At 75.2% G+C, this 13,864-nt stretch carries 15 protein-coding genes; 10 read left to right on the forward strand and 5 right to left on the reverse strand.

Annotated features, from left to right (window positions below; all coding sequences use genetic code 11):
- Positions 1 to 102: 102 nt before the first annotated feature.
- Positions 103 to 996 (reverse strand): biotin--[acetyl-CoA-carboxylase] ligase, encoded by an 894-nt coding sequence (locus tag Q0840_RS10535; protein WP_298459428.1) that lies wholly within the window; start codon positions 994 to 996, stop codon positions 103 to 105.
- Positions 997 to 1,272: 276 nt separating this feature from the next.
- Here Q0840_RS10535 and Q0840_RS10540 point away from each other — a divergent pair, with 276 nt between their 5' ends.
- From Q0840_RS10540 to Q0840_RS10555, 4 genes are all read left to right on the forward strand, one after another.
- Positions 1,273 to 2,820 (forward strand): acyl-CoA carboxylase subunit beta, encoded by a 1,548-nt coding sequence (locus tag Q0840_RS10540; RefSeq protein ID WP_298459566.1) that lies wholly within the window; start codon positions 1,273 to 1,275, stop codon positions 2,818 to 2,820.
- Positions 2,817 to 3,365 (forward strand): hypothetical protein, encoded by a 549-nt coding sequence (locus Q0840_RS10545; protein WP_298459429.1) that lies wholly within the window; start codon positions 2,817 to 2,819, stop codon positions 3,363 to 3,365. Before Q0840_RS10540 ends, Q0840_RS10545 begins: the two co-directional genes overlap by 4 nt.
- Complete coding sequence (locus Q0840_RS10550; RefSeq protein WP_298459430.1) at positions 3,362 to 3,592, forward strand: acyl-CoA carboxylase epsilon subunit; 231 nt, start codon at positions 3,362 to 3,364, stop codon at positions 3,590 to 3,592. Before Q0840_RS10545 ends, Q0840_RS10550 begins: the two co-directional genes overlap by 4 nt.
- Before the next feature lie 173 nt (positions 3,593 to 3,765).
- Complete coding sequence (locus tag Q0840_RS10555) at positions 3,766 to 3,897, forward strand: hypothetical protein (RefSeq protein WP_298459431.1); 132 nt, start codon at positions 3,766 to 3,768, stop codon at positions 3,895 to 3,897.
- A 104-nt stretch (positions 3,898 to 4,001) separates the two neighbouring features.
- Here Q0840_RS10555 and Q0840_RS10560 read toward each other — a convergent pair whose 3' ends face one another.
- Positions 4,002 to 4,703, reverse strand: coding sequence for a VOC family protein (locus Q0840_RS10560; RefSeq protein ID WP_298459432.1), 702 nt, complete (start codon positions 4,701 to 4,703; stop codon positions 4,002 to 4,004).
- 159 nt (positions 4,704 to 4,862) lie between these two features.
- Between Q0840_RS10560 and Q0840_RS10565 the strand changes: the two genes are divergently transcribed.
- The 5 genes from Q0840_RS10565 to Q0840_RS10585 all read left to right on the forward strand — a co-directional run bounded on the left by Q0840_RS10565 (position 4,863) and on the right by Q0840_RS10585 (position 10,316).
- Positions 4,863 to 6,605, forward strand: a complete 1,743-nt coding sequence (locus Q0840_RS10565; RefSeq protein WP_298459433.1) for a DUF885 domain-containing protein — start codon at positions 4,863 to 4,865, stop codon at positions 6,603 to 6,605.
- Positions 6,602 to 7,276: a nucleoside triphosphate pyrophosphatase gene (locus tag Q0840_RS10570; protein WP_298459434.1), complete on the forward strand. Its 675-nt coding sequence runs from the start codon at positions 6,602 to 6,604 to the stop codon at positions 7,274 to 7,276. The genes Q0840_RS10565 and Q0840_RS10570 overlap by 4 nt, the downstream gene beginning before the upstream one ends.
- A 162-nt stretch (positions 7,277 to 7,438) precedes the next feature.
- Positions 7,439 to 9,223, forward strand: a complete 1,785-nt coding sequence (locus tag Q0840_RS10575; RefSeq protein WP_298459435.1) for a biotin carboxylase N-terminal domain-containing protein — start codon at positions 7,439 to 7,441, stop codon at positions 9,221 to 9,223.
- A complete protein-coding gene (locus Q0840_RS10580) occupies positions 9,220 to 9,822 on the forward strand; it encodes an NUDIX domain-containing protein (RefSeq protein ID WP_298459436.1) in 603 nt (200 codons plus the stop codon). The genes Q0840_RS10575 and Q0840_RS10580 overlap by 4 nt, the downstream gene beginning before the upstream one ends.
- The gene (locus tag Q0840_RS10585; RefSeq protein ID WP_298459437.1) at positions 9,813 to 10,316 is read left to right on the forward strand and encodes a hypothetical protein; all 504 of its coding nucleotides are present in this window, start codon (positions 9,813 to 9,815) and stop codon (positions 10,314 to 10,316) included. Before Q0840_RS10580 ends, Q0840_RS10585 begins: the two co-directional genes overlap by 10 nt.
- A 147-nt stretch (positions 10,317 to 10,463) precedes the next feature.
- Here the strand turns inward: Q0840_RS10585 and Q0840_RS10590 are convergent, their stop codons facing one another.
- The 3 genes from Q0840_RS10590 to Q0840_RS10600 form a co-directional block, all read right to left on the reverse strand.
- Positions 10,464 to 10,703, reverse strand: coding sequence for a hypothetical protein (locus Q0840_RS10590; protein ID WP_298459438.1), 240 nt, complete (start codon positions 10,701 to 10,703; stop codon positions 10,464 to 10,466).
- Positions 10,704 to 10,957: 254 nt separating this feature from the next.
- Complete coding sequence (locus tag Q0840_RS10595) at positions 10,958 to 11,296, reverse strand: hypothetical protein (RefSeq protein ID WP_298459439.1); 339 nt, start codon at positions 11,294 to 11,296, stop codon at positions 10,958 to 10,960.
- A 100-nt stretch (positions 11,297 to 11,396) separates the two neighbouring features.
- Entirely contained in the window at positions 11,397 to 13,133 is a 1,737-nt protein-coding gene (locus Q0840_RS10600; protein WP_367183104.1) for an NAD(P)H-quinone dehydrogenase, read from the reverse strand.
- Here Q0840_RS10600 and Q0840_RS10605 point away from each other — a divergent pair.
- Positions 13,017 to 13,862 carry a purine-nucleoside phosphorylase gene (locus Q0840_RS10605; RefSeq protein ID WP_298459441.1) on the forward strand — a complete coding sequence of 282 codons (846 nt, stop codon included), beginning with the start codon at positions 13,017 to 13,019 and terminating at the stop codon, positions 13,860 to 13,862. The two genes, Q0840_RS10600 and Q0840_RS10605, sit on opposite strands and share 117 nt — an antisense overlap.
- Positions 13,863 to 13,864 lie beyond the last annotated feature (2 nt).

Here is a 13,864-nt window from a genome sequence, read left to right on the forward strand (position 1 = left end):
CTAGTTCACGAGTCAGCGGCGGCACCGCCCGGCCGGGTCGGCACCGGGCGCCACCGGGTCGACGCCGGGTGGGCGCAGGGTGAGCGCCGGGCGGACCGGAGGTCACCGAGCCTCCCGCACGTGCCGGACGTCGCCCGCACGCACGGCGTGGGTCGCGCCGCCGGCGTCCCGCAGCAGGAGCGCCCCGTCCTGCCCCAGGCCCGTGGCCGTCCCGGCGAGCACCCCGCCCCCGGGCAGCTCGACCCGGACCGGACGGCCCAGGGTGCTGCACGCCGCGGCGACCTCCTCGGCGAGCCCGGCCCGGCCGGCGTCGCCGGCCGCGTCCTGCCAGCGCCGGCACACCGCCCCCAACGACTCCAGGAGCGTGACCAGCAGTGCCTCGCGGTCCAGGTCCCGGGCCCCGGCGCCCCGCAGCGACCGGGCGGTGGGCACGGGCAGCTCGGCGGCGGTCTGGGAGACGTTGATCCCGACACCCGCCACGGCGACCGGCCCCGCCGCGCCGCGCGCGAGCTCGACCAGGATCCCGCCGAGCTTGCGCTGCGTGCCCCACCCGTCGAGGTCCGGGGCGCCGGGGACGTCCACCATGAGGTCGTTCGGCCACTTGAGGGTCGCCGGCACGCCCGACGTCGACCGCAGGGCGGTGACCGCCGCGAGGCCGACCAGCAACGGCAGCCAGCCCCAGGTCGCGGTCGGCGCGGTGGGTCGTAGGGCGACCGAGAAGGTCAGCGCGGCAGCCGCGGGCGTCTGCCAGGCGCGCCCGGACCGGCCGCGGCCGTCGACCTGGTGCTCGGTGACCAGGACCGTGACCCCGTCCCACCCCTCGCCCCCGGCGCGCACCGCGTCGGCCAGGTCGGTATTGGTCGAGCCGGTGCGGTCGGTGACCTCCAGCCGGTCCACGGGGCCGGTCGGCACGAGCAGGCGGCGGCGCAGGACGTCGACCCGCAGCGGCCGGCGCGGGTCGGGGACGTCGTCGGTGGCGGGCGCGTCGGTGGTCATGGCGCCATCATGACGCCCGGGCCCAGGCCCGGGTGGGGCCGGGGGCGGACCGGGTGCGGACCGCCGCACCCCCCGCGGTGTTGTCGGGTCCCCACGAGCGGCGGCGGGCAACTCGGTCCGCGCCCTCCAGCCACCGTCCGGCGTGCGCGGAACTAGTCTCGACCGGTGACCCACGCAGCCTCAGCCCCCGCCGGCGCCTCCCCGGGACCGACGCCGGACGTCGCCCCGCACCCGGCGACGGCGCCGGCCACCACGACCGCGGACAAGGTCGCCGACCTGCGGTCCCGGATCGACGCGGCCACGGTCGCCCCGGAGTCGGTGGCCGCCGAGAAGCAGCACGCCCGCGGCAAGAAGACGGCCCGCGAGCGCATCGACGCCCTGCTGGACGAGGGCTCGTTCGTCGAGCTCGACGCCTTCGCCCGGCACCGGTCGGTGAACTTCGGCCTGGAGAAGAAGCGCATCGACGGCGACGGCGTCGTCGTCGGGCACGGGACGGTCGACGGCCGCCCGGTCGCGGTGTACTCCCAGGACTTCACGGTGTTCGGCGGGTCGCTGGGCGAGGTGCACGGGCAGAAGATCACCAAGGTCATGGACCTGGCGCTGCGCACGGGCGTCCCGCTGGTGGGGATCTCCGACGGCGGCGGTGCCCGGATCCAGGAGGGCGTCGCCGGACTCACCCAGTTCGCCGAGATCTTCCGCCGCAACGTGGCGGCGTCCGGCGTGATCCCGCAGGTCTCGCTCATCCTCGGCCCGAGCGCGGGCGGTGCGGTGTACTCCCCCGCGCTCACCGACTTCATCGTCATGGCGGACAAGACGTCCAACATGTTCATCACCGGTCCGGACGTCATCCGCGCGGTCACCGGCGAGGAGGTCGGCTTCGAGGAGCTCGGCGGGGCGCAGACGCACAACGAGCGGTCCGGCGTCGCGCACTACCTCGCCGCTGACGAGGACGACGCGATCGACTACGTCCGCCAGCTGCTGTCCTACCTGCCGGCCAACAACCTCACCGACCCCCCGGCGTACCACCACGGCGACCCGCTGCCGCTGGAGCTGACCGACGCGGACGGGGCGCTGGACTCCCTCGTCCCGGACTCCGACAACCAGCCCTACGACATGCGCACCGTCGTCGAGCACGTGCTGGACGACGGCGTCCTGCTCGAGGTGCAGCCGCTGTACGCCCGCAACGTGCTGATCGGGTTCGGGCACGTCGAGGGGCACCCGGTCGGGGTGGTCGCGAACCAGCCGCTGCAGATGGCCGGCACGCTGGACATCAACGCCGCCGAGAAGGCCGCCCGCTTCGTGCGGACCTGCGACGCGTTCAACATCCCGGTGCTGACGTTCGTCGACGTGCCGGGCTTCCTGCCCGGCACCGACCAGGAGTGGAACGGCATCATCCGCCGCGGCGCCAAGCTCATCTACGCCTACGCCGAGGCGACCGTCCCGCTGGTCACGGTGATCACCCGCAAGGCCTACGGCGGCGCGTACATCGTCATGGGCTCCAAGCAGCTCGGCGCGGACGTCAACCTCGCCTGGCCGACGGCGCAGATCGCCGTCATGGGCGCCGGCGGCGCCGTCAACATCCTCCAGCGGGGCGCGTTGAAGAAGGTCGCCGACGCGGGTGGGGACGTCGACGCCGAGCGCGCCCGGCTGACGCGCGAGTACGAGGAGGCGATCGTCAACCCCTGGGACGCCGCCGAGCGGGGGTACGTCGATGCGGTGATCGAGCCGTCGCAGACCCGCCTGCAGATCTCCAAGGCCCTGCGCCTGCTGCGCACCAAGCGCGCGAGCCTGCCGCCCAAGAAGCACGGGAACATCCCGCTGTGAGCGACTCCTCCCACCCGCCGCACTCCGACCGCCCGCTCGGGCCGGTGGACGCGACGGCCCTGCACGACGCCGTCGACCGCCTCGCCGCGGCGCTGCACGAGTACGTCGACACGGCCGTGGGGGTCCGCTCGGAGTTCGGCGCCCACGAGGCGGACGAGGACCCCCGGGTGCTGGCCCTCGAGGGGCGGCTGGGCACGCTGAACGCCGAGCTGTACGACCGCGTGCACGACACCCTCGGCATGCACGCGGACCTGACCACGCTCGCGTGGGACGGCACGGGCGCCCACGACGAGGACCCGACCGACGCCGACGACGACGTGCCGACCGCGGCCGAGGCGTTCCACCTGGGCTTCGTGGTGGGACCGCCCACGGGTCCCAGCGACCACTCGATGGACTCGGTGCTCGACCTGATCGACAGCGGCGGGGAGGAGCTGGTCGCGCGGCTCGTCGAGGCGGGGTTCGACGTCGTGGAGTGGGCGACCTCGCGCGGTGAGCCCGCGGACTTCGAGGGCTTCGGCGACGACGACGAGGAGGAGGACGAGTGACCTTCGAGCCGCAGGGCGAGGCTGCGCACGTCCACGTGGTGCGCGGGACGCCGGACGACGTCGAGCTCGCGGCCCTGGTCGCCGGCCTGGCCGCGGTCGCCGCACCGGACGACGCCGAGCCCGAGCCGGCGCGGGGCGCATGGTCGGACCGGTCCCGCGTGATGCGCGGGCGGCCGGCGACCCCGGCGGCCGGTCCCGACGCGTGGCGATGGAGCCTGCGGGGCTGAGCACCGCGCACTGCCGCTCAGCGGCCGGCCGTGCGTGTCGGTCCATGTCCGCAGGCCGCGCTGATGGGCGGCAGCCATCGGGGCGTCCGGCACGCGGGGACCGGCATCCGGCCATGCCGCAGGCGGCGCGCCGACCACTTCCGTCGCCACCGCGCCCGGCCTACGGTGCTCACGTGAGCAGCGACGTCCGGCGTTCCATCCGTGGCCGTGTCGCCGCGGTGGTGCGCTCGGAAGCCTTCGTCTGGGCCGTGGTGCTGGGACTGCTGTCAGCGCTGGCTGCCGCGTCCGGGGCTGTCAGCGACTGACCGCCCGGTGCCGGCATCGCGCGCTGACGCTGATCGGGCCGTCACCCTCGGTGCGGCGGACGAGCAGGACGAGGAGCCGCCCGGCGAGGAGCAGCAGTCCCCGCTCAGGCGCGGAGACGGACGTCGTTGCCGTCCGGGTCGGCGAGGCTGACGTGTGTACCCCCGCCGTCCGCCAGCCGGGTCGCGCCGAGCCGCACCAGGCGCTCGACCTCGGAGTCGAGGTCACCGCCGTCGACGACGAGGTCGAGGCGCTGGCGATGGTCGGGCAGACGGGCGGGAGGGCGCTCGCCACCCCACGACACCTTCGTGCCACCGTGAGGCGACTGGACCGCGGTCTCCTGATCCTGGTCCCACACGAGCGGCCAGCCGAGCGCCTCGCTCCAGAACCGGCCGACCTCCCGCGTGCCGTCGCACGCCACCTCGCCGAGGACGCCGCACCCGGCCAGGAACGCGTTGCCCGGCTCGATGACGCAGAACTCGTTGCCGTCGGGATCGGCCAGCACCACGTGCGTCTCCTCCGGGCGCTGGCCGACGTCGACCGGACGGGCGCCGAGCTCGATCGCGGCCGCGACGGTCCGGCTCTGCTCGTCGAGGTCGGTGCTCGTCAGGTGCAGGTGGACCCGGTTCTTGGCGACCTTCATGGCCCGACCCCGGACGAACTGCAGGGTGATCTGGGTCCCTGCCCCCGGCACGAGCAGCTCGTCACGGTCCCCGACGACCTCCCGCCCCAGCAGCCGAGCCCAGAAGGACGCCGCAGAACCAGGGTCGTGCGCGTCGAACGTGACAGCCAGGAGATGGACGCCCATGGACGGACGATGGCACAGCACGCCCCCGCGGGCGCAGGAAGACGTGGCGGGCCGAGCTCCGACACGCATCGCGCGCCGCCGACTCGACGACGCCGGGTGGACCGGGTGGGAGGCCGCGCGGCCCGGCCCGGCCGCCGTCCGACAGTAAAGTTCTGCGCCATGAGCACCCCGCCCGCGTCGACCACGCAGCAGCCCGACCGCACCCCCACCGCCATCGACGCGATCGCCGATCGGTACGTCGACACGCTCGCCGAGCTCGACCCGATCGCGGCGACGGCGATGGGACTGCCCGGCTACGACGACCGGATGACCGACTTCTCCCCCGCCGGGCACGACGCACGTGCCGCCGCGGCGCGTGCCGTGCTGGACGAGCTGGCCGCGCAGGAGCCCGTCGACGACGTCGACCGGGTCACGCTGGCCGCGATGCGCGAGCGGATCGGCCTGGAGCTCGAGCTGCACGAGGCAGGCGAGCTGCTCGCCTCCCTCAACGTGATCGCGTCACCGCTGCAGGCGATGCGCGAGGTGTTCGACTCGATGCCGACCGACTCGCCCGAGGCGTGGGAGAACATCGCCGCACGGCTGCACGCGATCCCGCAGGCGGCGGCCGGCTACGCCGAGTCGCTGCGGCTGGCGGCCGGCCGCGGGCTGGTCCCCGCGGCACGGCAGGTCACGGAGAACGTCGCGCAGGCCGCGGAGCTCGCCGACCCCGCCCGTTCGTTCTTCTCGCGGCTGGTCAGCGGACCGGCCGTCGACGCGGTGCTCGACGACTCGACCGCGTGCTCGCTGGTGCGCCGCGAGCTCGAGACCGGCGCGGCCGCCGCCCGGGACGCGTACGCCGAGCTCGCGCGCTTCCTCCGCGAGGAGCTCGCCCCGCAGGCGCCCGAGCAGGACGCCGTCGGTCGCGAGCGGTACGCGCTGTGGTCGCGGTACTTCCTGGGCGCCGAGGTCGACCTGGACGAGACCTACGCCTGGGGCGTGCAGGAGCTGGCCCGCGTGGTGGCCGAGCAGGAGGCGGTCGCGCGCGAGATCCTCGGCGACGCCGTCGTCGAGGGCGAGGACCTCGTCCGGCAGGCGGTCGCCGCGCTCGACCGCGACCCCGAGCGGACGCTGCACGGCACGCAGGCCCTGCGCGAGTGGATGCAGGCGACGTCCGACGCCGCCGTCGACGCCCTGGCCGGGGTCCACTTCGAGGTCCCCGAGCCCATGCTCCGCCTGGAGTGCTGCATCGCCCCGACGCAGTCCGGCGGCATCTACTACACCGCGCCGAGCGACGACTTCTCCCGCCCGGGCCGGATGTGGTGGTCGGTGCCGCCGTCGGTCACCGAGTTCAACACCTGGCGCGAGAAGACGACCGTCTACCACGAGGGCGTCCCGGGGCATCACCTGCAGATCGGGCAGGCGGTGTACAACCGCGCGACCCTCAACCGCTGGCGCCGGCTCGCCTGCTGGGTCTCCGGTCACGGTGAGGGCTGGGCGCTGTACGCCGAGCGGCTGATGGCGGACCTGGGCTTCCTCGACGACCCGGGCGACCGGCTGGGCATGCTCGACGGCCAGCGGATGCGCGCGGCCCGCGTGGTCGTCGACCTGGGCGTGCACCTGGGCCTGACCGCCCCGCAGGAGTGGGGCGGGGAAACCTGGGACGCCGACACGGCGTGGCGGTTCCTGCTCGCGAACGTCAACATGCCCGAGGCGTTCCTGCGGTTCGAGCTCAACCGCTACCTCGGCTGGCCGGGGCAGGCGCCGTCGTACAAGGTCGGCCAGCGGCTGTGGGAGGAGACCCGCGACAGCCTCGCCGCCTCCGCGCGCGACGCCGGTGAGGAGCTCGACCTGCGGGCGTTCCACTCGCGCGCGCTCGGGCTCGGGTCGGTGGGGCTCGACGTGCTGCGCGAGGCCCTGCTGTGATCCGGCTGCTGCTCGCCTCGGCCTCCCCGGCCCGCCGGGCGACCCTCCGCTCCCTCGGCGTGGACCCTCTCGTGCGGGTCTCGGGCGTCGACGAGGACGCCGCCCTCGCCGCGGCCCGCGAGCGCTTCGGCACCCTGGAGCCCGCCGACGCGGTGCTCGTGCTGGCGCAGGCGAAGGCGCAGGCCGTCGCCGAGTCGCTCGACGGCGACGACCTCGACGAGACGTCCGACGCGGCCGGCAACCTGCTCGTGCTCGGGTGCGACTCGATGCTCGAGCTCGACGGCGAGATCCACGGCAAGCCCGCCGACGCCGCACAGGCCACCGCCCGGTGGCGCGCCATGCGGGGGCGGTCCGGCGTCCTGCACACCGGGCACTGGCTGGTCGACGAGCGGGACCCCGAGCGCGGCGGCACCGGCGGCACCCTCGGGGCGACGTCGTCGACCGTGGTGCACTTCGCCGATCTCACCGACGCCGAGATCGACGCCTACGTGGCGACCGGCGAACCGCTGCAGGTCGCCGGCGCGTTCACCGTGGACGGGCGCGGCGGCGCGTTCGTGACCGGGATCGAGGGCGACCACCACGGTGTGGTCGGCGTCAGCCTCCCGCTGGTCCGCGAGCTGCTCGCCCAGGTGGGGCTGACCGTCCCCGACCTGTGGCCTGTTGTGGACTGAGCACAACGGGCCCCGGGGCGCGCGCCGAGCGGTCCCTCGGTCGTCGGTGGTCATCGGCGACAGGCCACAAAACCGCCGCGCCGCCCTTGGTGGCATCCGGCAAAACTGGCCGGTGGCTGCGTGCCGGGTGAGCGCGTCGGACGGTGAGCGTTACGGTGAGCCGTGCCCGCCATCACCAAGGTCCTGGTCGCCAACCGTGGCGAGATCGCCGTCCGCATCGTCCGGGCCTGCCGGGACGCCTCGATCGCCTCCGTCGCCGTCTACGCCGACACCGACCGGGAGGCCCTGCACGTCACCCTCGCCGACGAGGCGTTCGCGCTCGGTGGGGCCCGTGCGGCCGAGACGTACCTCGACGCGGGCAAGATCATCGACGTCGCCCGCCGGTCCGGTGCCGACGCCGTGCACCCCGGGTACGGCTTCCTCGCCGAGAACGCCGACTTCGCGCGCGCGGTGATCGAGGCCGGCCTGACCTGGGTGGGCCCGCCGCCGTCGGCCATCGACGCGCTCGGGGACAAGGTCAGCGCGCGGCACATCGCCCAGCGCGCCGGGGCGCCGCTGGTAGCCGGTACCCCGGACCCGGTGGCCGGCTCCGCCGAGGTGCACGCCTTCGCCGCGGAGCACGGGCTGCCGGTGGCCATCAAGGCCGCTTTCGGCGGCGGCGGGCGCGGGCTGAAGGTCGCCCGGACCGTGGACGAGATCGACGAGATGTTCGACTCCGCGGTGCGGGAGGCGGTCGCCGCCTTCGGCCGCGGGGAGTGCTTCGTGGAGCGCTACCTCGACGACCCGCGGCACGTCGAGACGCAGTGCCTGGCGGACTCCCACGGCACCGTGGTCGTGGTGAGCACCCGGGACTGCTCGCTCCAGCGCCGCCACCAGAAGCTGGTGGAGGAGGCGCCCGCGCCGTTCCTCTCCGACGCGCAGAACGCCCAGCTGGTCAGCGCCTCGCAGGCCATCCTGCGCGAGGCCGGCTACGTCGGGGCGGGCACCTGCGAGTTTCTCGTCGGCCTCGACGGCACCATCTCCTTCCTGGAGGTCAACACGCGGCTGCAGGTGGAGCACCCGGTCACCGAGGAGGTCACCGGGATCGACCTGGTCCGCGAGCAGCTGCGGGTGGCCGCCGGCGAGCCGCTGGGCTACACCGAGGTCGCCACGCGCGGGCACTCGCTGGAGTTCCGGATCAACGGCGAGGACCCGGCCGCCGGCTTCCTGCCCGCCCCGGGCCGCATCGCGACCCTGCGCCTGCCCGGTGGCCCGGGCGTCCGCGTGGACTCCGGCGTCGTCGCCGGCGACACCGTCTCCGGTGCGTTCGACTCCATGCTCGCCAAGCTCATCGTGACCGGCGCGACCCGGACCCAGGCGGTCGAGCGCGCCCGCCGCGCGCTCGCCGAGCTGGAGATCACCGGCATCCCCACGGTCGTGCCGTTCCACCGCGCGGTCCTGGAGGACCCGGCCTTCGTCCCGGCCGACCCCGCCGAGCCGTTCACCGTGCACACCCGCTGGATCGAGACGTCCTTCGCCGGCCGGCTCACGTCGCTGGGCTCACCCACGCCGCCGCCGGCGACCGAGGAGCCGGCCGAGCCGTCCCCGGCCGAGCGGGTCGTGGTGGAGGTCGGCGGCAAGCGGCTCGAGGTGGTGCTGCCGGCCGGCTTCACGCTCGCGGGTGGCCGCTCGCGCAGCGGCGCGCGCCGGCCGGCGCGGCGCATGCCGGCTCGCACCGCCACGTCGACGTCCGGCACGACCCTGGCCTCCCCCATGCAGGGCACGATCGTCAAGGTCGCCGTGGCCGACGGCGCCGAGGTCGCCGAGGGCGACCTCGTCGTCGTCCTCGAGGCCATGAAGATGGAGCAGCCCCTGGTCGCCCACCGCGCCGGCCGGATCACCGGCCTCGCGGCCGACGTGGGCGCGAGCGTGAGCGCCGGGACCGCCATCTGCGAGATCGTCGGGTGACGTCCGGCCCCGCCGCCCCCGGCACGCCCTCCTCGTCAGCGCACGGCCCCGCGGCCGGCGCGCGCGCCTCCCGGCCCGGCCCCGGCCCGCACCGGCACCCCGGCGACGGGTGGGTCGACTGCGCGTGCGGCACTCGGCACTGGGGGCTGAACGGCGCCGCGGGGCTGCTGCTGGCCCGTCGCACGCCGGATGGCGCCGTCGACGCTGTCGTCCTGCAGCACCGGGCGCTGTGGAGCGACCAGGGCGGCACCTGGGGCGTCCCGGGCGGCGCCCTGGCCCCCGAGGAGTCGGCCGCGCTGGGCGCGCTGCGCGAGTCCGCCGAGGAGGCCGGCATCCCCGGTGAGGCGGTGCGCGTGCTCGAGGAGGTGGTGCTCGACCACGGGACCTGGAGCTACACCACCGTGCTGGCCGAGGTGCTGCACCCGTTCGAGCCGGCCGCGACGGACGCCGAGAGCATCGAGGTCCGCTGGGTGGCCGCCGACGACGTCACCGACCTGCCCCTGCTCACGGCGTTCGGCGAGGCGTGGCCGCGGCTGCGGGCCCGCCTGGAGTCCGCACCGACCCGCCCGACCACACCCGGGGAGAGCCCGTGCACCTGACCCTGCCGTTCACCGAGATGCTCGACGTCGCGCTGCGTGGCAAGCCGTTGCCGCTCATGGTCCGCGACGTGGGGTGCACGGGCTCCACCGTGCACGCCGCCCTCGACCTGCGCGAGCTGGCCGCCGCCGCGGTCCCGGCGAACGCGCCGAAGGCGCTCGCGATGGTGGCACGCGCCGTGCCCGTGGTCCGCCTCGGTGGCACGCTCGTCGGCTTCGCGCACGGCAAGGTCACCGCCGACCTCACGGTGCAGGCCGGCCCGGTGCCGGTGCACCGCGTGCTGGGGCTGCTGACCGGGCTGGCGAACTCCGCGCTGCGTGCGCGCGGCCTGCCCACCGGCCTGCTCGACGTCGAGCGCGGACCGGGCGGGGAGCCCCGGCTGGTCGTGGACGTGCAGCGGGTCCTCGACAAGCGCGTGCCGGGGCTCGTGCTCACCGGCGTCGCACTGGTCGACGGCGTCCTGCAGGTCGACGCGGCGGCCCGCAAGGTGCTCTGACCGGCTCAGGTCACGGCCACGCGCACGCACGTGGTGCAGGGCTGCGGACGTCGCCCGCGACCGCGCCGACAGCACGGCTCCGGCGCTGCGCTGTGACGCGGTGGCGTACAGGCTGATGATCCGACGCCGAGCCGGCCGCGTCGGCGATCAGCCGTGGGAGACGGAGAACGAGGCGGCCCGCGCCCCGAGCGGCCCGGGGTCCGGTACAGCGGTGCACGTCAACGTCCGAGTCGTGTCGCCACCGCCGGTGGTCGCGTTCACCGCCCACCAGCCCTTGTCGTCGACCTCGACGCTGACGTCCACCCGTGACCCGCCCTCGACCGGGAAGTCGAGCTGCTCCTCAGCGGCGGTGAGGCAGACGCCGATCGCGCCGGCAGCCGGACTCATGTCCACCTCCGGGGCACCCGACGAGCACCCGGCGAGCACCGGCACCAGGAGGCTGCCGACGGCCACAGCCATCCGCGTGGGTGGGAGCTCGCGCGATCGACCTCCGCCGCCGGTGCCCATGGACGGACGCTATCGCGGCCGGCCGGCCGCGCGGGTGTGCCGCGAGGACATGAGGACGCGCTCCGCGCACCTGCCGAGGGCCGGCGAGCACCGGGGACACCACCGGGGCGCCACCACGTGCCCCCCGGCGACGGTCAGGTCCAGGCGCGCTCGACCGTGCTGCTGTACAGCAGCGGGCCGCCGCCGTCGGCCGGGATGAACCGCTCCTCGTCGGCCCGCCCGGTCAGCATCAGCCCGAGGACCTCGAGCTCGAACGACGCGATCAGCCGCATGAGGTCGTCGCGCTCGTGCCACACGTTGGGGTCGTGGAACACGTGGTCCCAGACCGCCGGGCCCAGCGGGGCGTACAGGATCGGCTGCCCCGCGCCGTAGAGGATCATCTCGCCGCGGTGCCGCTGGTTCTGGGCGTCCAGCATCACGCTGAAGTGCGCGCGGTCGACGTCGCGCAGGTCCTTGCTCTCGCTCTCACGCATGAGCCCAGCCTGCCCGTCCTGGGCGCGCTCGGCCACACGCCGCGCAGCGCTGCCGCGCGCCGGCTGCCGCCCACCGCAGACACGTCGCCCGACGGACGCGTCAGCTGCGGTGCTGGTGCAGCAGCCGGGCGACCTCGGCCATCGAGCCGGACATCGACGGGTACACCGTCGAGGTCTCGGCGATCTGGTCGACGGTGAGCCGGTTGGAGATGGCCAGCGTGATCGGGAAGATCAGCTCGCTGGCCCGCGGAGCGACGACCACGCCGCCCAGCACGATGCCCGTGACCGAGTGCGCGTAGAGCTTGATGAACCCCTCCCGCAGACCGGTCATCTTGGCCCGGGGGTTGCGGCGCAACGGCAGCGTGCTGACGACGTACGCCGTCCCGATCTCCTTGAGCCGGGCCTCGTCGTAGCCGACGGTGGCGATCTCCGGCGCGGTGAAGATGTTGGCCGAGACGTGGTCCAGGTCGAGCGGCGCGACGGCGTCCCCGAGCGCGTGCGCCATCGCGATCCGTCCCTGGGTGGCCGCCACCGACGCGAGCGCGAGCACCCCGGTGCAGTCCCCCGCGGCGTACACCCCGCGCGCGGACGTCCGCGACACCCGGTCCACGACGACGTGGCCGCCGGGGCCGAGCCGGACGCCGGCCTCCTCGAGCCCGAGCCCCGCGGTCCGCGGGACGGCCCCCACCGCGAGCAGCACGTGCGACCCCTCGACCGTGCGGCCGTCGGCGAGGGTCACCAGCACGCCGTCGGCGGTCCGGACGGCCGACTGCGCGCGCGAGCGGGACATCACCGTCATGCCGCGGCCCTTGAACACCTGCTCGATGACCTCGGCGGCGTCCGGGTCCTCGCCGGGCAGCACCCGGTCTCGGCTGGAGACCAGCACCACCTCGCCGCCGAGGGCGTTGTAGGCCCCGGCGAACTCGGCCCCGGTCACCCCGGAGCCGACGACGATGAGCCGCTCGGGCATCGCGTGCAGCCCGTACAGCTGGGTCCAGGTGAGGATGCGCTCGCCGTCGGCCTTGGCCTCGGGCAGCTCGCGCGGGGTGGCGCCGGTCGCGACCAGCACGACGTCGGCGTCCAGGACCTCGGGCGGGGCGTCGTCGTCCGCGCCCGCGGTGCGCACCAGCACCCGCTGCGGCCCGTCCAGGCGGCCGGAGCCGATGACGACCCGGGCGCCCTCCTTCTCCACCCGCGCCCGGATGTCGGCGGACTGGGCAGCCGCGAGCGCCCGGACCCGGGTGTTCACCGCCTCCAGGTCCACGTAGTACGGCGCGGCGTCGTCGGCGGTGTCGACGTCCCGCAACGTCTGGCCGTGCGCGCGGATGCCGAGCTCGTCCGCGGCGTCCATCCGGGTCATCCAGTCCGCGGTCGCGATCAGCGTCTTGGAGGGGACGACGTCGGTCAGCACGGCGGATCCGCCGAGCCCCTGCTGCTCCACCACGGTGACCTCGGCACCGAACCGCTTGGCGACCAGCGCCGCCTCGTAGCCGCCCGGGCCACCCCCGATGATGACGACGCGGGTGCTCTGCAGGTCCTGGGACTGGGTGCTCACGGCCTCCATGGTGCCAGGGTGCGCGCGAGCCGTCGCACCGCCACGTGACCGCACGTGACCGCACGTGACCGCCCGGTCCTCCCCGCCCCCCCGCCCCCGACGGGCCGGTGGCCGCCGTGGGCCGCCTGCCCGGCGGCGCGGCCGCCGGCCGATAGCCTCGGGCGCATGAGTACGACGACCGACCAGCCCGCCGGCGACCTCGACGACCCGGCCACCGACCCCTTCGACGTGGCCCGCGCGGCTGCCCGGTACCTGGCGGAGGTGACCGGCATCGAGCGCCACGACGTCGCGCTCGTGCTGGGCTCCGGCTGGGGTGGCGCCGCCGACCTGCTCGGCGAGACGGTCGCCGAGGTCCCCAGCCACGAGATCCCCGGCTTCTCCGCCCCGGCCGTGGCCGGTCACGTGGGCACCACCCGCTCGGTGCGGGTGAGCGGGACCGACGCCCACGCGCTCGTGCTCGGCTCGCGCACCCACCTGTACGAGGGCAAGGGCGTGCGCCGCGTCGTGCACGGCGTGCGCACCGCGGCGGCCGCCGGCGCGCGCAGCGTGGTGCTGACCAACGGGTGCGGGGGCCTGGACCCCGCCTGGGGCCCCGGCACCCCGGTCCTGATCAGCGACCACCTGAACCTCACCGCGACCTCGCCGCTCGAGGGGGCGACCTTCGTCGACCTGACCGACCTGTACTCCCCGCGGCTGCGTGCCGTGGCCCGCGAGGTCGACGCCGGCCTCGACGAGGGCGTGTACGTCCAGTTCCGCGGCCCGCACTACGAGACGCCCGCGGAGGTGCGGATGGCGGCCCGCCTCGGTGGCGACCTCGTCGGCATGTCGACCACGCTCGAGGCGATCGCGGCGCGGCACGCAGGCCTGGAGGTCCTCGGGATCTCGCTGGTCACCAACCTGGCCGCGGGCATCAGCCCGACGCCGCTGTCCCACGAGGAGGTGCTGGAGGCCGGCCGGGCCGCCGGTCCCCGGATCAGCGCCCTGCTCGCCGAGATCACGCGGAGGATCTGACC

Origin of the sequence: uncultured Cellulomonas sp. (genome assembly GCF_947494015.1) — a bacterium.
In the GTDB taxonomy this organism is placed as follows: domain Bacteria; phylum Actinomycetota; class Actinomycetes; order Actinomycetales; family Cellulomonadaceae; genus Pengzhenrongella.